Source organism: Paenibacillus sp. S150, from assembly GCF_019352175.1.
In the GTDB taxonomy this organism is placed as follows: Bacteria; Bacillota; Bacilli; order Paenibacillales; family Paenibacillaceae; genus Paenibacillus_AQ.
This window is the reverse complement of record NZ_JACBYI010000009.1, coordinates 125,931-151,076: the sequence shown is the minus strand read 5'-3', so window position 1 is coordinate 151,076 and position 25,146 is coordinate 125,931. Positions and strand designations below refer to the sequence as shown.

Sequence of the window (25,146 nt, the reverse complement as noted above, 5' to 3'; positions counted from 1 at the left end):
ATCCTATTAAATGTGAATAACACCAGCGGGTACTTTTAGGTATCCTTTAGCGTATTGACATATCCAGGCTTGTGTGATATTAAGTTAGGCAGAAAGACTATAAACCATTCAATTGATATACAAATAGTAAATATATTAAACTAATTGGAAACATTTTCTGGGAGTTAAGTCTATGGGACCTGCTCGTCTTGAGTCAATTGTCCTTGAACTCACAGCGTCATGAACTGCCCCTGCCGGGCCAAAAATGCCTCCTTCTCTTTATAATCCGGCATCACGCTTCCAAGGCGCCGCCAGAAAGAACGGTCATGATTCATATGCAGCAAATGGCACAGCTCATGGATGATTACATAATCGATCACCTCGGGCGGCGCCATAGCCAGCCGGTAATTGAAGGTCAGCTTCTTATCTGAGCTGCAGCTGCCCCATTTGGTCCGGGACTCCACGATCTCAACGGATTTGGGCTTCACCTTCAGCAGCGTTTGATAACGCGGGAGCCGCTCGGCAACAAGCTTTTTGAGGCTGGAAAAATAGAACTTCTTCAGCTCAAGCTTCAGCTTCTCCGGGTCCCGCTCGCCGGTATCGATCAATTCGTGCAGCAGAACCTCCTTCCCCAGGTACAGGAACCTGCCTTCCTCCTGATACTCCTTGGGAGCCGGAAGCTGCCGGGCCGCGGCGTTCTTGCGCAGACTCTCCAGAATCCATTCGCCATGCCGCAGCACCGCGCTGCGGATCATTTCTTCACCTGCACCCGCAGGCGCCTTCACTATAATGAGTCCGGCCATATCGATCTGCAGAGAGATTTTCTTCCGTTTGGCATATTGAACATGAAGCTGCAGGATCTGATCCTCAAGCTGAATCTGCATAGCCACCATCGTTTCTATATAAGATAAGTTGATTTCCTTAAGCTTAGCACAGCCCGCACTTCTCCACATCCCCGCCGGATTGGCCCGGGCCTGCAGTCCGGCAAAATGGCGGACCCCCTTTTGCCCTGCCTCTTGCAGCAGATTTGCCGTTTCTGCCGGATATCCGTCCAAGCGTGAATTCACAAAACACATGCTTTCCGGCCTCCAGCGCAGTTCGAACCAGCTTGTCATGCTCGGGGCCCCTTACAGAAACCCAATGAATTTAATTACGTCGCAGATACCAGCGGGAAATGGCAGGCCACCATACGGCCGGGAAGCTTTTCGTCCAGCAGCGGCTCCTGCTGGCGGCATTTCTCCTGGGCCAGCGGACAGCGGGTATGGAACCGGCAGCCTGACGGCGGGTTCGCCGGCGAAGGCACATCGCCCTGCAGCACAATCCGGTCCTGCCTGCGTCTTGGCGTAGGCTTAGGGATCGCAGAGAGCAGCGCTGCCGTATACGGATGCAGCGGAGCGGCGAATAGCGCCTCCGTCTCTGCGATCTCGACCAGCTTGCCCAAATACATGACGCCTACACGGTCCGAAATATGGCGGACAACATTGAGGCCATGCGCGATGAACAGGAATGTCAGGCCCAGCTCCTTCTGCAGCTTCATCAGCAGGTTAATGACCTGCGATTGTACGGATACATCGAGCGCCGACACCGCCTCATCCGCTACAATGAACTGCGGGTTCAAGGCAATCGCCCGGGCGATCCCGATCCGCTGGCGTTGTCCGCCCGAGAATTCATGCGGGTAACGGTTTCTCCGCGTGGCATCCAGTCCGACCAGCTCCATCAGCTCAACGACCTTTGCATCTATAGCCTTGGCTGACATGCTCCGGTGAATCCGCAGCGGCTCGCCAATAATATCCCTGACCAGAAAACGCGGGTTCAAGGAGCCGAAGGGGTCCTGAAATATAATCTGCATTTCCTCGCGCAGCTTGCGCATCGCCTGATGTCCCAGGGAATGAATATCCCGGCCACCAAACAGCACCTCTCCCCCGGTGGCGCTTTGCAGCCGGAGCAGCACCCGCCCGAAGGTGGATTTGCCGCAGCCCGATTCCCCTACCAGACCGAAGGTTTCCCCTTTGCGGATAGACAGAGATACCCCATCTACCGCCTTCACCTGGCCAACGGTCCGGTTAAGCAGTCCTTTGGTGATCGGAAAATATTTTTTGACATCCTTCACTTCCACCAGAACTCCGGCAGCAGGGGCTTTATCTATCGCCGGTTTGACCTCTGTCTCATTGATCACGCTTGTCTCACCACCCTATTGTTGTTGCCGGCTTGGACCGGCCTGTCCTGAAACAGCCAGCAGGCGGCACGGTGGTCCTCCGTGATCATGAAATCCGGCGGCTCCTTCGCGCTGCAGACCTCCATCGCATGCGGACAGCGCGGATGAAAGCGGCAGCCTGACGGAAGCTGGCCAATCGGCGGGATTGTCCCTTTAATGGTATACAGCTCTCCGCCCCGCTTGCCTTCGAACCCGGGAATGGACTGCAGCAATCCAATCGTATACGGATGGCTCGGATGGTCAAAGATCTCTTCAACTGTTCCTTCTTCCACAATGGCCCCGGCATACATGACGGCGATACGGTCCGCAATCTCGGCAGCCACGCCCATATCATGCGTGATCAGCAGGATGGACATCCCGAGCTCCGCCTGCAGCTTGCGCAGCAGATCGAGAATTTGGGCCTGGACCGTTACATCGAGGGCCGTTGTCGGCTCGTCGGCGATCAGCAGCTCGGGATTACAGGCAAGCGCAATGGCGATGACGACCCGCTGGCACATCCCGCCGGACAGCTCATGCGGATACTGTCTGGCGCGGATTTCCGGTGCCGGAATTCCGACCAGCTTCAGCAGGTTGACCGCCATTTGCATAGCCTCTCTGGGGCTTTTGCCCTGGTGCAGCTGCAGACTCTCCGCAATCTGACCGCCAACCGTGAACACCGGATTCAGCGCGGACATCGGGTCCTGAAATATCATAGCAATCTGATTACCGCGGATGTTACGCATTTCCTCCTGCTTCTTGGCAGCGAGATCCTGTCCATGAAAGGTAATAGTACCTTCGAGAATCATTCCGCCGGCATAATCAATAAGCCGCATAATCGCGAGCGAGGTTACGCTTTTACCGCTGCCGGACTCCCCGACAAGACATACCGTCTGGCCCTTGTCCACAGAGATGGAAATCTGGTCGGTTGCCTTAAGCAGCCCCCTCTCGGTGGCAAAGCCGGCGGTCAGATTCCGGATTTCGAGTAGTTTTTCCGCCATTTGTCCAGCCTCCTCCGGGATTTCGTCACTTGCTGCCTGGGATCAAGAGCATCCCGTATTCCGTCGCCGATAAAGTTAACAGCCAGTACCACCAGCAGGATGCAAAGCCCCGGGTATACCGCCTGCATCGGATCTATCAGCATGAATTCCTGCGCATTGCTGAGCATGAGTCCCCAGCTGGCTGCCGGTGCCTGAACACCCAGTCCCAGATAGGATAGCGCCGATTCGCTCAAGATGGCACCGCCGACCATCAGGGTCGCGTTGACAATAATCGGAAAGCTGGCATTGCGGAGCAGATGGCGGAATATAATCCCCCAGCTGGATACCCCAATCGCCCTGGCAGCTTCCACATACTGCATTTCCCGCAGCTGCAGGAAGGTGCCGCGGACCAGTCTTGCAATACTCATCCAGCTGGTCAGAGCCAGGATAAGGATCATATATTTAATCTGCGAACCGAAGATTGCCATGAAAAGAATGTTAAGAAAGAGCGACGGCACGGAGTTCATCACATCAACAATCCGCATGAATACAGTATCGGTCCAACCGCCAAAATAACCTGAAATCGCGCCGATCACTGCGCCAATGACCACCGAGGCAAAGGCTACCGAAAATCCGATCATGAGCGAGATTCTGGCACTGTAGAGCAATCTGGTGAGAATGTCGCGGCCCAGCTCATCCGTTCCCATAAGATGGCCCCCGGCTCCGGGCTTCAGATTGGCGAACATCAGATCAATGCTTTCCGGCCTATATTCGGTAAGGACGGGAGCCAGCAATGCGGCGATGACGAAAAAGAGCAGAACTCCAAGTCCGCTCATTGCATACGGATTGTGTGAAAACTTCTTCCACAGCAATGCCCAGGGACCGGGCGGCCGCTTGGAATCAGCAGTCTTCCGTGATCCAACAGAGGGAGGACCCAGGCCGCTTGAAACGCTTGAAAGCCGTGAATTGTCTGCACTCATGCGGCTTTGCCCCCTTGCTTGCCGAGCTTTACGCGCGGATCAACTACGGCATACAGAATATCAGCCACAAGATTACCGATGACAACCATTACAGCAGTAACAATCGTGATAGCCATAAGCGCAGAATACTCCCGGGAGTTTGCCATCTCCACGAACCAGCGCCCCATCCCCGGCCAGTTGAATACATTCTCAGTCAACGCGGCCCCGGCTACCAATATAGGCAGATCAAGTCCCAAAATCGTAATAATAGGAATGAGTGCATTGCGCAGCGCATGGCGGAATACAACCTTGCGCTCGTGTACGCCCTTGGCGCGTGCCGTGCGGATATAGTCCTGATCCAGCACTTCAAGCATGCTGGCGCGTGCATACTTCATATAAGAAGCGAGGAAGCCAAGCGCCAATACCGTTACAGGCAGCACAAGGTGCATGAACAAGTCACCGATATTCCCTTCTTTTCCCCTTGAGTACATGTCAGACAGCGGAAACCAGTCCAGCTTAATGGAGAGCCACTGCTGCAGCAGTATCCCGAACCAGAACGTCGGCATCGCAAAACCGAGATATGAAATGAATGAGGCGGACTGGTCCGAGAATCCGTAAACCTTAGTGCTGTTATAGATCCCCCAGGGGATTGCGATAATCAGGGATACCAGCCAGGCGGCTCCCATAAGAATGAAGGTATTGCCAATCCGCGGCCACAGCAGATCGGATACCGCGAGATGGTTTTTGAACGTATAGCCCAGATCTCCCTGAAGCAAATCGCCGACCCAGCGAACATATTGTACAGGTATCGGCTTATCAAGACCGAGATTCTTGGCCTGCTGCTCCAGAACTTCCGGAGACAAGCCCGGAGAGAGCATAACCTTAGTCGGTCCTCCGGGGGCCGCATGGATCAAAAGAAAGGTAAGTACAGTAATCAAAAAGATTACCAGTACCGATTGCACTACACGGCGGATCAGATATTCTGTCATGAACTGTCCTCCTAGAGATGGTAAGGTCTGAATCCGGAATTCACCCCTTCTATGCAAAAGGAGAAGGGGAAAGAGAATTCTCTTTCCCCTCCCGTAATTCTATTTCATCTGTCTGTTCGTTTAGTCGGTTACCCACCATTTAATGGCGTGGAAGTAAGAACCATAACCGAGTGACGGTTCTGGAGCGTCCTCCTCTGCCCAATGAACTCTAGGACCCGTTCCGATAGCCGTTCCGTATTGGTACATAAATACATAAGGCAGGTCTGTGGAAATTTCCTTGCCCACTTCTTTGTAAATCTCTTTGCGCTTCTCCTGGTCAACGGTAGAGTATCCATCCACCCACAGCTGATCCAGCTTCTCATTCTTGTACCAGCCGCTGTTCTGTCCGGCAGGCGGAAAGTACTTGGAGGAATAAATGCTCTCTGCGTCCGGGTCCGGGTTATTCAAAGACCAGGACAGCAGCAGCGCTTGATATTTCCCCGGTGTAACATTCTGGTCAATCCATGAAGAAAAGTCGATGGCTTTCGGCGTAACCTCAATGCCTACCTCCTTCAGGTTCTGCTGGATAACAGCGGCTACCTGCTCCCGTCTGCTGTTGCCCGCATTATACTGCAATTCGAAGGAGAAGCGGTGTCCGTCTTTAGTGAGAATGCCGTCATTTCCTGCAGCCCATCCATCCTCAGCCAGGAGTGTCTTTGCCGTTTCCGGATTATAATCGTAGTTCACAGCCGCATCACCCGGATCAGCCCAGGTGTCCGGCAGGAACGGTGCGTTCATCAGTGCGCCGACGCCCTTCAGGATGTTGTCGACCATACCCTGACGGTTAAGCGCATGGGCAATGGCCTGTCTGGTCTTCTGTCCTTCGAACAGGCCGTAGCCGTCCTTGAAGTTCTTGGGATCAAAGTTGAAGCCGACATACTCATACAGCGGACCCGGTTTGTCAATAACAGCGATATCACCTTTAGCTTTTACCGCATCCACCTGTGTAACCGGAATGGCGCTGATGTGATCGGTATCGCCTTTCAGAATAGCCTGAACTTCGGTATTCTGATCTGCGTAGATTTTGTACACCAGTTGGGAGATATGCGGTTTAACTTCGCCCCAGTAATCAGGATCGGCATCCAGAGTATGGCTGTCGCCCTGCTTCCATGCCGTCCATTTCCATGCTCCGCTGGTGACCGTCTTGGCGGGATCGGTACCATACGGGTTGGTCTGCATGTCTTTTGGAGCCACATCCTTCAGCACATGCTCAGGTACAATAGCCTGGCATAAGGCGTACAGGAAGGGTGCATAGACTTGGGTCATCGTGAACTTCACTGTTTTATCATCGATTTTCTCTACTGACTTTACCTTGTCGAACTGGCTGGTAAGCGGAGATCCGGTTTCCGGATTCTTCGCGGCCTCAACCGTATACACCACATCATCCGCAGTGATCGGCTCGCCATCGCTCCATTTGATGCTGTCTTTCAATTTCACAGTATAAGTCAAACCGTCTTCAGAGATTTCCGGGAGTTCCGCCGCCAGAGACCAAGGCTCAGCCAGTACATTCCCTTGTCTGTCCAGGTCATACAGCTGGGCAAATACGAATTGGGCAACATCGCCCGAAGAGGTATCCCCGATCAGGAGCGGATTAATATTTACAATATCGGAGAATGTGCTGAGTACTATTGTACCGCCGTCGACCGGTTCGTCTGCAGCCGGTTCAGAGGCAGCGGGCCCATCGCTTGCTGCCGGAGCGGTACTCGTTGTCGCGCCAGGTGTATTACTTGCGTTGTTATTGGTACTGCAGCCTGTGAATAGAACCCCTGCTAGAGATAAAACAAGTAAACCAGACCACCATTTTCTCTTTTTCGCCATTCCATTTACTCCTCCTTAGTTAGGTTCAGATAACATGAGCTGTCAACGTAGCCGGCTGCCTTCTTGCTCTCTCTGCTGAAGCTTTGTTCAACCTCCCATATGCATGTCGAAACTTCCTGACTTTCGGCCTTTAAGATGTGTAAGATTACCTAACAAGCAACCCGTTTGATTACCAAGCCGTCATTCCAGAAATAGACCTAAGGTCAATTAGCGGCAGGATACCACCTGTTTGGGAAGCTTATCCTCTCCTTATAAATTATGGTTTATATTACATGTTAATTTTTCTTACGTCAATATCTTTTTTAACCGTTTTTTACCTGGTATTCTTTCTATATAATAGAGTATAATTCCTTTTGATTCCATTATTTTTCCTATTAAATATTTCTATACCATTAATAGTAAAAATAAAGTTAGTTTATATGACAAGCAACTAAAATAATTTTGTAAATTTCCAAGTGGAAAAAGTGAACTTAAATCGCCCATCCCCTTTTTGTGCATGTGCTAGTGGGAAAAAGGTTACCTAATCCATCCGATCCTTCCCCTTTCAAGAAAATACGCTGAAAATAAGTTACCTTTTTCCCACTGTTCCCTCTGCCACAGGCTTTTCTGTCCAATTAAGTTACCTAAATCCACTTCACTCCGTTCCATTTCACTTCCTGTCCCGCGATTTCGGTTAGCCTGTCTGATTTCGCACTTCCTCCTGCAAAGCATTGAATCCGGCAGATTCAGCGCGATTAAATCATAGCTGATCCCCAGCTTCAACAAAAAAAGAAGCGGACAGCCGGCAAGGGATATTCCCCAGCCGCTTCCGCTTTTCTATATGATATGCCTCTACTTGGAGGTCTGTTGCCTTCAGGGTATGCAGCACGCAGTATTCGGCTCCAGCGTATATTTATACCAAACTGCGCACCGGTCTCAGCCAGCCATTCCAAAAATCTAATTTATAATGAGTGTCTTCCATTGCCGTATCTCCTTTATTTGCTCACTCGATTTCTGCCCTTCTTCTTTGCACGGTACAGCGCAATATCCGCAGATTTCATTACACTGTCCGTGGTCTTGTATTTTTCATTCTTTTGAGAGACGCCGATGCTTACCGTTATGTATACTTGCTTTGAAGTCTTGGAGCCTAGGGACCGTTTTTGGGGGCTGCTCTTGGATCTGACTTTGGCGCGTATGGTGAAGGGGCGTTTGGATATCCTGTCCCTCAGTTCTTCAAGATGGGGAAGCACATCATTTACACTTTTCCCCGGAAAAAGAATGGTGAATTCCTCCCCTCCATAACGGAAGGCTCTACCTCCGCCGGCAACATCCCTGATGCTCGAAGCCACCAGCTTCAGCACCTCATCTCCCGTATCATGCCCATAGGTGTCGTTGAATTTCTTGAAGTGGTCAATGTCGAGCATAGCGATAACGTAGTTGAACCCCAGCTTCATCATATCCTGCTTGAGCGCCCGCCGTGAAGGCAGGCCAGTAAGCTCATCAGAGAACGCCATCGAATACGAATCCTGAATGATTGAAATAATGAGCACAATCCCTGAAGCGGCAAAAAATATTGAATACGGCAGCAGGCTGCTGTTATGGTGCAGTACATAAAATATGGCGAGCAAGACACCTATAAATGAAATATCCTGTGAAGAGGCCGGGTATATAAACAACCTGGTAATTAGAATGATCAAAGTGATTATAAAAGCGATGACGGACAGCTGCGGCAATGGAGCTGCGGCGTGCAGATTCACCGGTACCCAATCTTTATTCAACAGCTCCAGCCATTCACCGGTTCCCGATTCCATCTGCCAGTATACCAGCAAGCCTTGCGCCAGGATCAGAGCGGTCCGCAGGCCTCCCCATAAGCTGATAATCCCCCGCTCCTTAAAAAATGAAAACAGTGCAATATTCAGGGGAATTACCAGGCTGATGATCGAATAGATATCCTCTTTGCGCAAGGCTGTGCCCGAAATCTCCGGCCCATAAGTAAGTGCTGATATTCCAATCGCAAGAATAATCAGGATATAAAATTCACGGCTCCGGTTGAACTTCCAGGACAGTGCCGCCCCTACGAAAAATATTACATACGCAGATATGTTGATAACCTCTGCCTGCGGATTAGGCATTGCCTTCATTTTTGTGTAGAAAAAATAGGCTGCTGCAATAAGGAAAAATGGCATGGTTTTGGACAATGCTGCTTTGATCGTAATCTTCAAGCTCAATAATTCCCTTCATGGAGTTTTCTGTAGCTCCATATTATTATCGGTTATTTTGAGCCGCTGTATAGACTGAACCGGCAATTTTCATTTGTAACTTGTTCGTGGCTGCGCGGAATGTCCGGACTTTTCGGATACTGCTTACTTATGCTTACGGTGAGAACGGGAAGCTTTCAGTCGGCCGCTACCGCCCCTGCCCAGTGGGGTAACAGGGAACGGAACTTAAGTGAAAAAAGTAAAACTAAATCGCTGGAATCGTGGCTGCAAAGGACTTTAGTGGGATTTTGTACACCTAATTTCAGCCCACTCCCCCCATATGGCTGGTTTAAGCAGAATTAGTGATACTTTTTACCACTAGGAGTTCTCTATAAGCCAAATGAGTTCAATTAGTGTTACTTTTTACCACTAGAGGCAAGAAAAATCCCCACCCGGCTCCAGCAAAAGGAGTACAGGCGGGGATTTCATGGATCAAGTTATTTTTATGCATTCCGGAGCGGCAGCTTGACCAGCACATTATATTCCTTGCCCGCTTCCAGATCCTTAATCAGGCCGTCTTCAGTCAAATTGCCGTTCACATACACTTCTGCAGCAGCCAATCCCGCTTCGCGCTTCATTCCGATATGCAGCTTGGCACCTCTGAAGATGCGTTTGACCGCCGCCTCTTGCCAATGTGCAGGAAGCTGCGGGCTGATGCGGATTCCCGCTTCATTTCCCTGTATGCCGAACAGGCCGTCGATCAGGCAGCGGTATACCCACGGAACGGTCCCTGTATTGAACAAATGGCTGGAACGCCCGGCGGTACGCGGAAATTGCTTGTAGGCGCCGCGATAATAATTGGGGATGAACACAGGCAGCTGGCCGCGCCTCACAAGATCCTCAAGGTCCGGTCCGGGGATCATTTTCCGCAGCAGGCGGTAGGCATCATCCGGTTCACCTACGCTGTAGAGCGCATAGATATAAAAAGCTGCCGCATGGTTATACACCGCGCCATTCTCGGCGGTCCCCGGATGCTTCTGTGTTACTCTCCCCACATCCTCGCGCATTGCCGTGTAGGAGGGCGCCAGCTTTTCCACACCATAAGGTGTTTCGAGCTGCTCCCTGACCGCCTGCATCAGCTTCTCCTGCTTCGAAGCATCTGCGGCTCCGCACAGCAGCGCCCAGCCTTGCGGGTTAATGAAGATCCGGCCTTCCGTATCCTTGCTGATGCCGAACACCACATTATCATCGGTAATTCCCCGGGCGTACCAGTTGCCATCCCACAAATATTGATTGATCACCACATTCGCGCCAGCCGCCGCATCAGCGAATTCCTTGCGCAGGTCCGGCCGGCCGCTTTTGCCGCAGATCTCCGACCAGATGATAAAGGCATACGACGATGCCATCGTCAGCCAGCCGGAAACGCCTTTTCCCTTGTAGCCCACCATGTTCATCGGATCGCACCAGTCGCCCTGCTCGATATAGTTCAGGCCGCGTTCATCCGTAGCACCCATCAGCCACCGCATCGCCCGGTTGATATGCTCGAAGACAGCAGCCGTTTCCCCGCCGTCCGCAAAAGGAACCTGTTCCTCCATAATGGTGTAATCATTTGTTTCATCCAGATAGGTGCCCAGGCAAACAGGCAGCCACACACAGTGATCCATATGCGGAACCTGATTAATGTACTTCAGCTCAGCCGCTTCATGCAAAATAATTCCGTCCGGCATGGCACCGCTTGCCTTTTGCTGGCCTAACGCCAGCAGAAACGCCTTTCTCGCCATCTGCGGCTTAATATAGCTCATTCCCATATTGTCCTGCAGGTAGTTCCGGGTCTGCGGATCGGTCGTCAGGCGGTTGGTCTGGCCATGATAATACATTTGCCGGGGCAGCCAGTGATTCACAAAGTTGTCCAGATCGGCATCAGGCGTCTTAATCTCGATGCAGCCTCTGCCCTCCTGTATGTACTCCGCGTATTCCCGTTCAGCCGCCGCAAACCCATCCCCGCCGCCGGTCTCTGCATCCCGAAAATAATGCCGGCGGATATGCGCGATCTCTTCCTCATCCTTGGCCGGACCAAAAATAAAGCGGTAGACCTTCTCTTCTCCAGGCCCCAGATCGGGGCTGTATTGCAGGACACACAGCGGCATCTCATACCGGGCATCCCCTCCGGACAGTATCTCCTGCTGAACCGCGGATGGCATGGCGATCCCGCCTTCCCCTTCAAAGGCTTCCTGGCTGGCCTCCCAGGCGCGCGGCTCCTGTTCAGCAAGCAGAAAGGTCTTGTCCTTCAGCAGCTTGATCTTTGCATAGTCCTGATATTTCTGATACGGCGTAACCGCAGAGCAGACCACCGCCTGCAATTCTTCGTGATATTCAGCCGACTGGTTCATCCATGACATGTAGCCCACTGTAAAATAAGGATAAATACTGAGCTTCCGCTTCCTGTCCGTCAGATTCTTCACCTTCACCCGCCACAGCTCCAGGGCATCTTCCTTCGGCAGACTGAGCGTCATTTCGACAGCAATCCCGAGATGTTCAATTTTCCAGACGATATTATGCTTTCCTACAGCAAAGGTATACTGCTCCGGCAGGACGCGGACAGGCTCATAAGGCGCCGAGAAAACCCCGCCCGTCTCCTCATCCTTCACATAGAGAAAACGGCCGGAATGGTGGGCATAATAGGGCTGCTCCGGCTGCATGAAGGTTTTCGCTTCCAGATTCGGGGCATACGAATACTTCGCAGGCTCCGGCTGCATAAACTGCGCAACCGCATACCCGCGGCAATTCACGTGGATCATCATCTTCTCATTCCAGAGAAACCCCGAAGCTTTGGGCAGCAGGGTGGGGCTCGTCAATTCAACATATTCATTGTCTGCCGTGGCTCTAATCATCATTTCGGCCTCCCTTTAGTCACCTGTCATTCTTCCAAAACCGCATAGCAGCTTAAGTATAACCGTCCTAAAAGGGATAGTACATTGTCCAATATTAACGGCGCCTGCCGACTCCAAAGACAAAATAACCGGCAATAACGAGCAGAATAAAAGCTGCACCGACAAGCAAAGAGGTGCGGGAATCGGGATTAAACCACATGCCAGCCAGCACCAGCGACAGGAAGAGGATGAACGCCCATTTCGCTGTTCCGCTTCGTGCGGAATTTGAACTGGCTGACCGCCAGCGCAAACCACGGCACCATTCCAGGAAGAATGCTGGCGCTGTAAATGTACAGGAACAGCTTGGAATCGGGCATCAGGTAGTTAAACAGCACGCCCAACAGCAGCAGGGAAATCGTCGTAATAATACTGTTCCCGGGCACGCCGCTCTCCGGGACCTTGCCAAAAAACTTCGGGGCCTGTCCATTCTTAGCCAGTGTGTACAGCATTCTGCCCGCACTGTAAATCCCGCTGTGCTTCTGTATCGAACCATAGATTCGTGATAAAAGCCCGGGCCTGCGCCCGGACTTCATTGGTAAATCCATATGATGATTACTTATTGTCCATCCACTGAAAATGGAAGCTTCCCGGTTGATCTACCCGTTCAAAGGTGTGCGCTCCAAAGTAGTCTCTTTGCGCCTGCAGCAGGTTGGCCGGAAGTCGTTCAGAGCGGTAGCTGTCATAGTAAGCCAGGCCGGAGGCAAAAGCCGGAACCGGAATTCCTCTTTTGACGGCAACCGCAACCACATCTCTCCATGCTTCCTGGTAGTTATGGACCACGCTGCTGAAATACTCATCCAGGAAGAGGTTTTTGAGCTCAGGGTCGCGGTCATAAGCGTCCTTGATATTCTGCAGGAAGCCTGCGCGGATAATGCAGCCTCCACGGAAGATCATTGCAATGCTGCCATAGTTCAGATTCCAGTTATATTCGTCCGAAGCCACTCTCATCTGGGCAAAGCCCTGGGCGTAGGAAGCGATTTTGCTGGCGTAAAGCGCTTTGCGGACCGCCTCGGTGAATTCCTTGGCGCCGCCGTCATAGCCCTTGACCTCAGGTCCCTTCAGGCGCTGGCTTGCGGCAACGCGCTCTTCCTTCATTGCCGAGATAAACCGTGCAAAGACGGATTCGGTAATGATGGACAATGGAACGCCCAGATCGAGCGCATTCTGACTTGTCCATTTGCCTGTTCCCTTCTGTCCGGCGGAATCCAGGATTACGTCGACCATCGGCTTGCCGGTATCCGGGTCTGCCTTGGCAAAGATGTCGGCTGTGATCTCAATGAGGTAGCTGCTTAGCTCGCCGCGGTTCCATTCCGAGAAAATCTCATGCAGTTCACCGGTGCCGAGGCCCAGCACATCCTTCAGCAGCTGATACGCTTCACCGATGAGCTGCATATCGCCGTATTCGATGCCGTTATGAACCATTTTGACATAGTGTCCGGCACCGTCTTCACCGATATAAGTTGAGCACGGATCGCCGTCCACCTTGGCCGAAATGGCGGTCAGGATCGGCTCTACCAGCTCGTAGGCGTCCTTTTGCCCGCCCGGCATAATCGCCGGTCCCTTCAGCGCCCCCTCTTCACCGCCCGATACCCCGGCGCCGATGAAGCGGAAGCCTTGGGCCTGAAGCTCCTTGTTCCGTCTTTGCGTATCCGGGAAAAAGGCGTTCCCGCCGTCTATCAGAATATCCCCGGGCGACAAATGCGGCACCAGCTGCTGGATCGTATCATCCGTCGGCTTGCCGGCCTTGACCATAATCATGATTTTGCGCGGCAGCTCCAGAGACTGGACAAACTCTTCGATGCTGTAGGCACCCGTGAAATTTTTGCCCGCCGCTTCTGCCAGCAGCTCATCCGTTTTCTCCCTGGAACGGTTGTACAGGGCTACGGAGAACCCTTTGCTCTCCATATTCAAGGCCAGATTCTTGCCCATGACGGCTAATCCGACCACACCAATCTGCTGTTTACCCATCGTCACTAGACCTCCCTATGATATGTGCTGGACAATTAGACCTGCGGCGCTTTCTTCCAGTCGGCAGCGAACTTCTCCAGCCCCTGATCGGTCAGCGGGTGCTTGGAGATCTGCTCGATCACGCTGAAAGGAATGGTGGCAATATGCGCACCAGCCATCGCCACGCGGGTCACGTGGTCCGGATGGCGGACCGAGGCGGCGATAATCTGCGCATCCAGGTTATGAATGCGGAACAGCTCGGCGACCTTTACGATCAACTGCACCCCATCCTCTGAAATATCATCCAGGCGTCCCAGGAATGGCGATACATAAGTAGCTCCGGCACGGGCAGCAAGCAGCGCCTGGTTCACGGTGAAGATCAGCGTCACGTTGGTTTTCACGCCTTTTTGGGTCAGATACCGGCAGGCCGCAAGGCCCGCGAGCGTCATCGGGAGCTTGATTGTAATGTTTTTATCATAGTTATTGATCTTGATCAGCTCATCGGCCTGTGCAATCATCTCTTCCGCAGTTACGGCATCCGGAGTTACCTCGGCGGATACGGACTCTACCTCGGGCACGGTACGCAGAATTTCCGCAATGCGGTCTTCAAATTTCACGCCCTCTTTGGCCACCAGAGAAGGATTCGTTGTGACTCCGGACAGGACGCCGATCTGGTATGCCTTTTTGATGTCTTCCACATTTGCGGTATCGATAAAAAATTTCATCTCTGTAAACCTCCATTTTTAGTTGAATCAATTATTATATTAAAAATTTGAAGCATCAGACAGTGAAAGCCCGCTTGCTTCCTGAGTGGAAGAATCGAGCCACCAGTGATGTCCATCCCTTGCCAGCAGCTGATCCGATTCAGCAGGTCCGAATGTACCCGCAGCGTAGGACCGGAGAGGAACCGTATTCTTGTCAAAAGCATTCAGGATCGGCTGCACCCATTTCCAGGACAGCTCCACCTCATTCCAATGTGCAAAAAACGACGGATCTCCGTGCAAAGCGTCATAAATCAGGTTTTCATACGCCTCCGGCACCTCAATAGAGCTGGTATGGAAGTCTATATGCATCGCCTTGAACTTCCCTTTGTGCTGGGGATCTCTTGCCTTAAGCTGCAGAGTTATTCCCTCGTTCGGGCTGATCTCGAATACCAGAAGATTGGGGATATCGTCCCCGGCTGCTGACGAACTCTGCTTGAGCGGCTCTTTGAACTCAATCACTATCCGCGTCGATTTCTCTTTCATTCTCTTCCCGGTCCGGACATAGAACGGCACGCCCTTCCAGAATGGATCATCGATCATAAGTCTGGCCGCAATAAAGGTATCATTCATCGACCCTGCCGGTATTCCCGGTTCGGAGAGGTAGCCTGGAACCGGCTTGCCCTGGATGATGCCTGCAGTGTACTGCCCGCGAATTACGCTAGCCCGGACATCCGCTTCTTTAAGCGGCTCCAGGGCTTCCATGACCTCTTTCTTCTTGAAGCGCACCTCGTCTGCGGAGCTGTCTTTCGGCAAGCGGATCGCGAGCATCATCAGCAGCTGCAGCATATGATTCTGGAACATGTCTCTGAGCGCACCCACATGGTCGTAATAGCCCGCTCTTTCTTCCACGCCCACGGTTTCCCCTGCGGTAATCTGCACGTTGGCAATGTAGCGGTTGTTCCAGAGTGCATGAAGCACCGGATTCGTCTGCTGGAACACATCCAGCTCCTGCACCATCGGCTTGCCCAGGTAATGGTCGATCCGGAAAATTTCGTCCTCGGTAAAAGCTTCACTCAGCTTCAGATTCAGCTTCTGCGCGGACTGCAGATCATGACCGAAGGGCTTCTCAATCACCAGACGCTTCCAGCCTTTGGCGGCACCAAGGCCGCTTTCCTTAATGTTCAAGGCAATTGTCTCAAAAAACTCAGGGCCGACGGATAAATAGAACATCCGGTTCGGGGAACTGCCCATGCTCTCTTCCTGCTGCTCCACCCGCTGCAGCAGCTTAAGATAATCTTCGGTGTGCCCTACATCCAGCACATTATATCGGAAGGCCTTCAAGAAGCTCCGCACAGATGCAGAATCATTCACTTCCCGCCGGGAAAAGTCCCGGATCGACCGTTCCACCATAGCCTGAAAGGCTTCATCGGCCAATTCTCTTCTGCCAAGACCAATCACAGAGAATGAACGGTGCAGCTTATGGTCGAGATACAGATTATACAGCGCAGGGTAAATTTTTCTGCGGGCCAAGTCCCCTGTCGCTCCAAATAAAACAAATGTGGTTGCCTCCATCTCCATTCTCCTTCTGCTCTGGTTTATCTTTCCTGGTTACACTATAATACAAATACAACCTATACAAGTAATTAATATATTTCACAGGAGCTATAGACCATGTCTATGAACAATTTCGAGCTGTATAAGGTTTTTTACTGGGCGGCCAAGACCGGCAGCCTGACCCAAGCCGCCAAATCCCTGTATATTACCCAGCCGAGTGTCAGCCATGCGATTAAGCAGCTGGAGGACAGCTTTGGACTCACCCTCTTCACCCGGAATTCCAAGGGCGTCGCTCTGACACCGGAAGGGGCTGCTCTGTACTCCTATATTGAACAATCCCATATCCTCATCACCCAAGCCGAGAAGAAAATGGCCGAGCTCAAAAACCTCGACAACGGCGAGCTGCGGATTGGCGGCAGCGATTCCCTGTTCAAGCATTATCTGCTGCCTTTTATCGAAATCTTTCACCAGCGCCACCCCGGCATCCGGCTTCATCTGATCCACGGAACCACACCGGAGGTCATCTCTTATTTAAAAGAAGGCCTTGTCGATCTGGGCGTGGTGCGCATGCCGATCACCGATCCCCAGCTTGAGGTACGGCAGGGGCTTCAGCTCCAGGACTGCTTCATTGCGGGCAGCCATTATGCCGAGCTGAATCAGAAGGTGCTCTCCATCGAGGAGCTGCTTCAATACCCCATCATTCTTTTCTCCCGCAGCAGCCGCGCACGTATGGCGATTACGGACTTATTCCAAGGCTACGGATATGAGCTGAAGCCCGAATTCGAGGTAGGCAGCGTCGGCCTGCTCATCGAATTTGCCCGCAAAGGGCTCGGCATCTCCTTCGTGACCCGGGAATTCGTGTCCAAGGAGCTGGAAGAAGGCTCCCTTTTCGAGATTCAGCTCGACGTGCAGCTTCCCCCTGCCCAGGTAGGCATAATGACCATGCGGAACATGCCGCTGACGACCGCGGCGCGCAAGTTTATTGAGCTTACCAAATAGGGCGATCGGGACAATAACCCGGCGCCGGGAGCAAGGAGCCGATGTTGGGGCAACTGGCGAACGTTGGGGCAATAACCGGACGCTTGGACAATAACCGGACGCTTGGACAATAACCGGACGCTTGGACAATAACGGCATTTCTGCCGTTATTCCTGCACCAGCTGCCCCGAGAGGCCTCAATAACGGCATTTCTGCCGTTATTCCTGCGCCAGCTGCCTCGAGAGGCCTCAATAACGGCATTTCTGCCGTTATTCCTGCACCAGCTGCCCCGAGAGGCCTCAATAACGGCATTTCTGCCGTTATTCCTGCACCAGCTGCCCCGAGAGGCCTCAATAACGGCATTTCTGCCGTTATTCCTGCGCCAGCTGCCCCGAGAGGCCTCAATAACGGCATTTCTGCCGTTATTCCTGCGCCAGCTGCCCCGAAAGGCCTCAATAACGGCATTTCTGCCGTTATTCCTGCACCAGCTGCCCCGAGAGGCCTCAATAACGGCATTTCTGCCGTTAGTTCTGACCAACTACGGCATTGGCCCGTACTAAATCCACGGGATTCAAAAACGGGCTGCTTTCTGCAGGAAAAACCCATGGATTCCATAAAAGTTACGTTCAACGTACTACCCGGGCAAATACTTCTAGCGAGACTGTACATTTAATATATTAGCTTGAGCGGACGAAAGGTCTTTTCCAGCATGCTGCTTCCGCCTGCCCGGTTCCCTTAATGTCATTCCTCCTGACCATTACGGACCGTATAGCCTCTATTTTCTATATAAAATACATACAGGTAGCTGGACTAACGGACCGCAGTGCACATCTCACCCCTCCAGCAGGCATTTTCCGGGTGAATAACCGTTCATAACAGCACTGGAGTCCGTTAGCTTGGCGAAAACCCGGCTCCCCCCCCAAATCATATCCCCTGAGTCCGTTCCAGGACAGTAGAAGAGCCGGAATTAAACCCAGCGAAAGAAAATCACAAGTCCCGAAAAAAAAATCAGAACCCGGTCTCCAAGATTCTTGCTGGTTCGCTTATTGCCGGCAATGGTCATCATAATATGCGGTGAGTTGCCGTTAGCGATGGTAGGCCATGTGCTTGTATTGAAGTTGGCAGAGCCATCCTCATTCGGGGTTCCGATCACGTATATAGGCTGCGGGTAAAAAATATAACTGGGTGCGATAGTTATTTTTTTCATTAAATATGCCTCCTGGTCCCAATAAAGCGCGGTATAGTATTCATTATTCGCTCTAATATAATCAGTATAACTACTGTAACCTGGCGGCAGTATGGCCAGTTCCGAAATAAAATAATATGGGCTTGAATACAGCTAGGTTGGATTGGATAAGCATCATCCATATGTACAATGAAGAAGACCTGTTTTTGCTTGACAAAATAAGGTCTACTGAAGTAAACTTCTAGCCAAAGGTCTATTGCAATAAACTTGCGTGCGAGGTGAAACAAATGGAGCCCTATAAACTGTTTGATGCTGAATATAAATTTGTGTCGCTGATTTGGGAACACGAGCCGGTGAATTCAACCGAGCTGGTGAAGCTGTGCCACGGCAAATTGGGCTGGAAAAAATCCACGACCTATACGGTGCTCAGAAAGCTATGTGACCGGGGGATTCTGCAGAATGAGAATGCTGTAGTTTCTGCCCTGATCAAACGCGAGGCTGCCCAGAGACATGAGAGCGAAGCCTTGCTCGACAAAGCCTTTGACGGATCATTGCCTAAATTCCTGACCGCTTTCCTGGGCAGCCGCCAAATCTCCGCCGAAGAAGCGGAACAGCTCAAGCGCATTATTGAGGAGGCGACGAAATGACACTATGGTTCACCGCTATATTGAATATGAGCATCACCGCAAGTTATGCAGCCGTTGCCGTAATCATCGTCCGCCTGCTTTTCCGCAGAGTCCCCAGCATCTTCTCTTATGCGTTATGGATCGCAGTGCTCGTAAGGCTGATACTTCCTTTTAGCTATAGTTCCGGCCTCAGCTTCCTGAGCGTCCTGGTTCCTGCTGCTCAAATGGAAAATGGGGCAATGGAATATGTCCCCGGTCAACTCGGCTTCATGAACAACCCTGCGGTCAACCTGGGAACGGACTTCCTCAACCGCGCAGTTAATGCCTCTCTGCCCCCTGCCACTCCTGACGCAAGCGTGAATCCTATGCAATGGATGCTGGAGCTTGCCGCCATAATCTGGAGCACCGGCGTTGTTTTCCTGCTGGGCTACAGCGTGATTTCCTATCTTAGAATCGTCCATAAATTGAGAACCGCTACCCTTGTGAAGGAAAATCTCTTTGAGTCTGACCGGATTGCAACGCCTTTCGTATATGGCTTCATCCGGCCGAGGATTGTAATTCCTGCCGGTATTAAGGAGAATGAGCTCATCTATATCCTGGCGCATGAGCAGACGCATATCCGCAGACGGGATCATCTGATCAAACCGTTCGCGTTCCTGCTCCTTATGGTTCACTGGTTCAATCCGCTGATGTGGATTTCTTTTGCGCTAATGAGCAGAGATATGGAGCTGTCCTGCGATGAGAGTGTGCTCCGCAAGCTGGGCAATGGCGCAAAGGCCGGATATGCACACTCGCTGCTCTCTTTTTCCGTAAAAAAAGGGCGGCTGTCCGGTAGTCCGCTTGCCTTTGGCGAGGGCAGCGTCCATGCCCGAATTAAAAATATCCTGAACTATAAAAAGCCGAAGGGCGGAGCGGTGGCTTCCGCATTCGCGGTATCGCTTGTTTTCATGGTGGGATCTGCCGCCAACCCGGCTGGCAAACCGGATATCTCCGTGAATCAGCAGGTAATGAAGCTTGCTTCCGTATGGGCGGATGCCCTTGTCTCCCGCGACGGCCACCCCCGCTATGGGATGATGTCTGCAGCCGTGCAGGAACAATTCCGGCAAGAGCAAGCCGCCAGAAGCGGGGAGAACTGGAATTACAACATCGGCGTATCCAGCCCTCGGGTGGTCGATTACAAGATCCGCATTGACGGCAAGACGGCCTACATCACTTACCTCACCCAAACCAGCGAACCGGCCTACTACCAAACGGAAGAGCGGGTTACCTTCACGGTTGAAGACGGAGAACTTGTTGTCGGGGAATATAATATTGTTTATGAGGATAGGCCATTTATTGCGGAGTCGAAAATTTCTTTCTTTACTTCCATGGGTAATGAATCATCATTAAAATCCAAAGCGTTTGGCCCCCAGAACAGTTCTTGCGGTAGCGTATTCGCACACCAGTGGCTGTAGTACAGCTCATAGGTCCGACTTCTAACAATCACGAGATTTGCCCGTTGTCCCATTTGCATTCTCCGTTCAATACAAAAGCTTCGAGTAGTCCGCTATCACTGCCGCTCCCTTTGTCTATCGATTATTCCCAGGTAAAGGTCCAGCTGCAGCTCTTCCAAAGAAGCAATCATGTCTGCAAAAGGCGCCAAATCCCAATGTACAGCGTAAGCTTCAAGGGCATTAAAATAATCCAGCCTGCTTTCTTTGGCGATAGAGATCGGTAAAAAGCCGTTCGCCAGCAGCTGGCAGTTCATAATCAGCCGCGAGGTTGTTCCGTTCCCATCGGCAAACGGATGAATGCGCACAAACTCCGCATGCGTCCACGCCGCAAGTTCAATGGCGTTATCGGCCTTTTTTTCAGACAGATCGATATAAAAATTTTTCACTTGCCGGTACATCTCGTTAGGCACAGGTGGTGTATTTCGCCTGCTCGTACAGGGCTTTTTTATGCAGTAATTTATGGTAATCCATACCGCCCACTCCTTTGTTTGGTATTACCTCATTGTCACCCGATAATCTTAACCGCATTCTCATTAATCCGCGAGACCCTTTCTACCAGTCTTTCTTGCTTCGTTCCATCTAACAGCTTAGCAAAGCTCTGGGGCTTGTAAAAAGGCGGCCTAATCAGTTCAGTTATACTGTCGGTATAACCATTCTGCACAACGTAATCAATAACCTTTTTAACAAAAAACGTCTGCCCCTGACTCAGTGACTGTTAAATCAGAAAATGGAAGCAATACATTTCGCATGGATTAAATGTCCCTGTTTTCATCTTTCTTGCTTGGTATACCGCACGGCTTGAATTGTTTGCCGACAACGCGCAGCGGGTGAAGAAGGGGTTTGCCTGGAAAAATCCATTGGTTAACCGGCTGGCAGCGCTGCTGTACACAGCAGAGAATAAAATTGCCGACGAAGACGCGATTCGTGCGAGTCATGAGCTGATCAAGGAGCATACCGGTAGCTTTTCTCCCTTCCGCGGGACTTCGGTAATCAGCATTTCTGCCCTGCTCTCTCTCGCTCATGACAGGGAGGCGCAGCTTGCGGACACTTTGGCCGTCTATGACTTAATGAAGGACGCCAAATTCAGAACCTCCGATTATCTCGTCGTTGCCGCCTATCAGATCGCCGCGAATACTATAGAGGAACAATATGTGCAGACTGTAGAGCGCGCCAAAGCCTTTTACGACAGTATGAAAGACAGACACCGTTTCCTTACAGGACGGGACGACTATATCTTTGCCGCCATGCTCGGCCTTTCCGGTATTGACGTTGAGCGCGGAGTGGACCGCATGGAACAGCTGTATGCTGCACTGAAGCCTGAATTTCTGTCCGGGAACAGCGTTCAGGCGCTGACACAGGTGCTGGTTCACAAACAAAGGGAAAGGCCAGAGATTCAGGCGATTCCACCCGTCTCTCTTCCTTTCCCTGTTTGTGCCGCCGTTTTATTTCGGCCGCGTGAATATAATAACTTATTGAAGCTTTACAGAAAATCCGCACGTGCCGGTGTAAAAGCATCCAGGAGAATGCCACCGTCCTCCAGCGGAATACAGCCATGCAGCACATCGGAGGGGAAATGGATGCTGTCGCCTTCCTTGACGATCTGCACATCCCGGGTTTCCCCATTGTCGAGCATGAACCGGAAGCTTCCCTTCAGCACATAGGTAACCTGCTCGTGGACATGCTTGTGGAGCGGAATCTCCCCTTGCCGGGCTTTGGCAAACATTACTTTGGCGTACATAATCTGGCCGCTGTGTGCCAGCACCTTCCGGGTAGTATTGCTGTCGACGATATCAGCTGGAATTTCCTGGTCTTTATAAAACATAATGATTCCTCCCGTTCAAGTTCATAAGTAAGCTGCTCCCGCAGCAACGGTTTGTAAATCCGGCCGCCCGGCGGACGGAAATCCCCCCTGTATGGAGCCTGGAGACCCGCAGCCTTAAGCCTATTCCACCGACTTCAACGCCTCAATCATATGAATCCGTTTGAGCTTGCTGTGCATGAAAGCCATGACAATGCCCGAGAACAGCAGCGTTAAGAGTGCGGCATAAATATAGCTGGGCCATTTGATGACCGGTGCGAACATCGTCGCATCCAGCTCGGCCGTACTCAGCACGAAGCTGTGCAGCACGATCCCGAGAACCGATCCGGCCGCTATGCCAAGCAGGCTCAGCAAGATATTCTCCCTATAGATATACATTGTGACTTCCTTGTCGTAAAAGCCCAGCACCTTAATGGTTGACAGCTCGCGAATCCGTTCGGACACATTGATATTGGTCAGATTGTAGAGCACGACAAAGGCCAGTGCCGCCGCCGACACAATGAGGACCAGGGTGACAACGTCCATGCTCTTCATGGTATCGTCGAAAGCGGTGCCTACACTGCTGGAGAAGCTGACCGCAGCGACACGGCCGTTGGCCGTCAACTGCTCGCCGAACCGGTCCTCCCAGGCTGCATCCTGCATGTCATAGTCCAGCAGCTCTGTGTTGAATACCGGTTCTGCGCCGAATACGGAAGAATAATACGCCGGTGTCATATACACATAATGCATCACATAATTCTCGGTGATTCCCGCCACCTGAATCTCGAATGTCTCGTTCTCTTTGTCCACCACGGTCAGCATGCCGCCCGGCTCAAGCCCGTACAGCTTAGCCAGCTTCTCCGAGATTATGGCTCCCCCGTCCGCAAGCGTCCGCCCTTCTCCGCTGGTCCTGTCCCGCAGCTCCACATAATCGTCAAGCGAATCCACCGATGCGGGGATGAACAGATTGACATCCTGATCATTCACACCGCTGCCGCGCGCGGTCACCGCTTCCTGCGCCACCTCCAGCGTCCCGGTGACAGCGGTCTCGCCTGAGATCAATTGCTCATAGCTGTCCAGCACATCGTCGGGAACATCCGCCTGCAGCGCTATAAGCGCATCATATTTCATAATGGAGCCGAATTGCTGCGGAGCAATGCTGCCAATCGAATCCTTGAGGCCAAAACCGGTCAGAATCAGCGCCGTACAGCCGGCTACCCCGAACACGGTCATGAACATCCGCTGCTTGTAGCGGAACAGATTTCGTGCGGTAACTTTCTGGACAAAGCTTAGCCGTTTCCAGACAATAGGCACCCGTTCCAGTAAAATCCGCTGCCCGCTCTTCGGCGCTTTCGGACGCATCAATACGGAAGCGTTGCTCCGCAGCTCCACCCGGGAGGCAATCCATGCCGTCAATGTTATGCAAACCAGCGCCACAATGACCGAAATAATGGAATACGAAGGGTAGAAGCTTTTGATAATATCAGGCAGATTATAGAGTGAGCTGTACGCATTATAGATAATGGGCGGGAACAAGGTAAAACCGACGGCAAGCCCCGCACCCGAAGCCGCCAGACTGGCAAGCGAGCCATAGACCAGAAATTTGGCCATAATATCACGGTTCCCGTAGCCAAGCGCCTTAAGTGTACCGATCTGCAGGCGGTGTTCCTCAACCATCCGCGTCATCGTCGTCAGGCTGACCAGCGCCGCTATCAGGAAAAAGAATACCGGGAACGCGCTCGCAATCGCCGACAGCCGGTCTGCGTTGTCTTTGTATTCGGCATAACCCGGATTTGAGTTCCTGTCGGTGACATAGATCTTGGGCAGCTTCAGCTCCGCCAGCTGCTGCTCGCCCTCGGCGAGTTTCTCTTTGGCCGAGGCCAATTCTTCGGCAAGGGCACTGCCTGCAGCGGATTCCTGCTGTCCGGCTTCCTCCGTCTGGCGCTTTATCTCCGCGAGCTGCCGCTCGGCAGCGGCGACCCCGGCGCGGCCGCCGGACAGCTCCTTCTCGCCTTCCGCCCGCAGCTCCGCAAGCCGTGCCTCCGGCACGCCGGACAATGCTTGCTCTACCGCAGCCGCATGCTGCTCAACCAATGTTTCATATTCCGGCGTATAGGCCTTCAATCCCGGGGTATCCGTGAAGGAGAGGTAGGCTTCCGTATAGACCGGCAGCTTGAAGTCCGCTTCGGGAATGGCTGCGAACGCATCCACCGTTCCTTTGCCGATCCCGCTGGTCCCGCGGTTGTTCTTCTCTATGAACTGGGGGCTCCGCACAAAGCCCACTACGGTATACTCCAGGGTCCTGAATTCGTCCGACAGCTCAGCATCGGTATCATTTCCGCTGAACGCAACCTGTTCGCCCAGCGCATACTGTCCGGCCAGCAGACCATCCAGCACAATTTCGCCGGATTGCTCCGGAAGGCGTCCTTCGATTATGCGGTATTGGTTAAGCGGCTTATCAGCGTTATAAGAGTAGACCTTAAGTATCAGAGCATTGTCTCCGGTGAATACATCCGCACTGTAGCCCGGCTGAATCTCCCCGATCCCCGGCACATCGTGCAGCAATTCTATGTTGTCCTCGGTCAGACCGTGGGTGGTCTGCACCTTCAGGTCCATCAGCTGCTGCTCCCGGTAAAACGTTCCGGCGGTATCCAGCATATCCGGCCCTGCTGCCTTAATTCCGGAAAAAAAGCTGACGCCCAGCATAATGATTGCAAAAATTGAAATAAAGCGGGCTTTGGTATGCCCGATTTCGCGAAAAATATCTTTCCATAACGCGCGTTTGTTCATGGGTGCCT

Annotated in this window: 19 protein-coding genes and 2 pseudogenes; 4 read left to right on the top strand and 17 right to left on the bottom strand. The window is 52.2% G+C overall.

The annotated features are described in order from the left end of the window. Window positions 1-209 precede the first annotated feature (209 nt). The 12 genes and pseudogenes from HYD27_RS11700 to zwf all read right to left on the bottom strand — a co-directional run bounded on the left by HYD27_RS11700 (window position 210) and on the right by zwf (window position 16,285). A complete protein-coding gene (locus HYD27_RS11700) occupies window positions 210-1,094 on the bottom strand; it encodes a M48 family metallopeptidase (RefSeq protein WP_309242053.1) in 885 nt (294 codons plus the stop codon). 35 nt (window positions 1,095-1,129) lie between these two features. Further along, window positions 1,130-2,125 carry an ABC transporter ATP-binding protein gene (locus HYD27_RS11695; RefSeq protein WP_219215261.1) on the bottom strand — a complete coding sequence of 332 codons (996 nt, stop codon included), beginning with the start codon at window positions 2,123-2,125 and terminating at the stop codon, window positions 1,130-1,132. A gap of 26 nt (window positions 2,126-2,151) precedes the next feature. Beyond that, window positions 2,152-3,171, bottom strand: a complete 1,020-nt coding sequence (locus HYD27_RS11690) for an ABC transporter ATP-binding protein (protein ID WP_219215194.1) — start codon at window positions 3,169-3,171, stop codon at window positions 2,152-2,154. Continuing rightward, entirely contained in the window at window positions 3,138-4,130 is a 993-nt protein-coding gene (locus HYD27_RS11685) for an ABC transporter permease (protein ID WP_219215192.1), read from the bottom strand. The genes HYD27_RS11690 and HYD27_RS11685 overlap by 34 nt, the downstream gene beginning before the upstream one ends. Next, complete coding sequence (locus HYD27_RS11680; RefSeq protein WP_219215190.1) at window positions 4,127-5,098, bottom strand: ABC transporter permease; 972 nt, start codon at window positions 5,096-5,098, stop codon at window positions 4,127-4,129. The genes HYD27_RS11685 and HYD27_RS11680 overlap by 4 nt, the downstream gene beginning before the upstream one ends. 120 nt (window positions 5,099-5,218) lie before the next feature. Continuing rightward, window positions 5,219-6,955 (bottom strand): ABC transporter substrate-binding protein, encoded by a 1,737-nt coding sequence (locus tag HYD27_RS11675; protein WP_219215187.1) that lies wholly within the window; start codon window positions 6,953-6,955, stop codon window positions 5,219-5,221. Window positions 6,956-7,929: 974 nt separating this feature from the next. Beyond that, window positions 7,930-9,162, bottom strand: a complete 1,233-nt coding sequence (locus HYD27_RS11670; protein WP_219215186.1) for a GGDEF domain-containing protein — start codon at window positions 9,160-9,162, stop codon at window positions 7,930-7,932. Window positions 9,163-9,635: 473 nt separating this feature from the next. Next, window positions 9,636-12,023 (bottom strand): GH36-type glycosyl hydrolase domain-containing protein, encoded by a 2,388-nt coding sequence (locus tag HYD27_RS11665; RefSeq protein ID WP_219215259.1) that lies wholly within the window; start codon window positions 12,021-12,023, stop codon window positions 9,636-9,638. Window positions 12,024-12,117: 94 nt separating this feature from the next. Further along, a pseudogene (locus HYD27_RS11660) lies at window positions 12,118-12,538 on the bottom strand (amino acid permease); the annotation flags it as partial. A 76-nt stretch (window positions 12,539-12,614) separates the two neighbouring features. Next, a complete protein-coding gene (gene gndA, locus HYD27_RS11655) occupies window positions 12,615-14,030 on the bottom strand; it encodes an NADP-dependent phosphogluconate dehydrogenase (protein WP_219215184.1) in 1,416 nt (471 codons plus the stop codon). Between the two features lie 35 nt (window positions 14,031-14,065). Continuing rightward, the gene (fsa, locus tag HYD27_RS11650) at window positions 14,066-14,734 is read right to left on the bottom strand and encodes a fructose-6-phosphate aldolase (protein ID WP_219215182.1); all 669 of its coding nucleotides are present in this window, start codon (window positions 14,732-14,734) and stop codon (window positions 14,066-14,068) included. A gap of 39 nt (window positions 14,735-14,773) precedes the next feature. Next, a complete protein-coding gene (gene zwf, locus HYD27_RS11645) occupies window positions 14,774-16,285 on the bottom strand; it encodes a glucose-6-phosphate dehydrogenase (RefSeq protein WP_219215180.1) in 1,512 nt (503 codons plus the stop codon). Window positions 16,286-16,384: 99 nt separating this feature from the next. On the opposite strand from zwf, the gene HYD27_RS11640 reads away from it, so the two are divergent. After that, entirely contained in the window at window positions 16,385-17,266 is an 882-nt protein-coding gene (locus HYD27_RS11640) for a LysR family transcriptional regulator (protein WP_219215178.1), read from the top strand. Here HYD27_RS11640 and HYD27_RS11635 read toward each other — a convergent pair. Both HYD27_RS11635 and HYD27_RS11630 read right to left on the bottom strand, forming a co-directional pair. Beyond that, window positions 17,256-17,783, bottom strand: coding sequence for a hypothetical protein (locus tag HYD27_RS11635; RefSeq protein WP_219215177.1), 528 nt, complete (start codon window positions 17,781-17,783; stop codon window positions 17,256-17,258). The two genes, HYD27_RS11640 and HYD27_RS11635, sit on opposite strands and share 11 nt — an antisense overlap. 429 nt (window positions 17,784-18,212) lie before the next feature. Further along, a complete protein-coding gene (locus HYD27_RS11630; RefSeq protein ID WP_219215174.1) occupies window positions 18,213-18,452 on the bottom strand; it encodes a hypothetical protein in 240 nt (79 codons plus the stop codon). A 266-nt stretch (window positions 18,453-18,718) separates the two neighbouring features. Here HYD27_RS11630 and HYD27_RS11625 point away from each other — a divergent pair, with 266 nt between their 5' ends. Further along, complete coding sequence (locus HYD27_RS11625) at window positions 18,719-19,078, top strand: BlaI/MecI/CopY family transcriptional regulator (RefSeq protein WP_219215172.1); 360 nt, start codon at window positions 18,719-18,721, stop codon at window positions 19,076-19,078. Then, complete coding sequence (locus HYD27_RS11620; RefSeq protein ID WP_219215170.1) at window positions 19,075-20,511, top strand: M56 family metallopeptidase; 1,437 nt, start codon at window positions 19,075-19,077, stop codon at window positions 20,509-20,511. Before HYD27_RS11625 ends, HYD27_RS11620 begins: the two co-directional genes overlap by 4 nt. A 95-nt stretch (window positions 20,512-20,606) precedes the next feature. Here the strand turns inward: HYD27_RS11620 and HYD27_RS11615 are convergent, their stop codons facing one another. Continuing rightward, window positions 20,607-20,960 carry a Fic family protein gene (locus tag HYD27_RS11615; RefSeq protein ID WP_309242051.1) on the bottom strand — a complete coding sequence of 118 codons (354 nt, stop codon included), beginning with the start codon at window positions 20,958-20,960 and terminating at the stop codon, window positions 20,607-20,609. 417 nt (window positions 20,961-21,377) lie between these two features. Here HYD27_RS11615 and HYD27_RS11610 point away from each other — a divergent pair. Further along, window positions 21,378-21,914: pseudogene (locus HYD27_RS11610) on the top strand (DUF4003 family protein); the annotation flags it as partial. Between the two features lie 116 nt (window positions 21,915-22,030). On the opposite strand, the gene HYD27_RS11605 reads toward HYD27_RS11610, so the two are convergent. After that, entirely contained in the window at window positions 22,031-22,372 is a 342-nt protein-coding gene (locus tag HYD27_RS11605) for a cupin domain-containing protein (RefSeq protein WP_219215166.1), read from the bottom strand. A gap of 120 nt (window positions 22,373-22,492) precedes the next feature. After that, on the bottom strand, window positions 22,493-25,138 hold the full coding sequence (locus tag HYD27_RS11600; protein ID WP_219215164.1) for an ABC transporter permease: 2,646 nt from the start codon (window positions 25,136-25,138) through the stop codon (window positions 22,493-22,495). Between the last annotated feature and the right edge of the window lie 8 nt (window positions 25,139-25,146).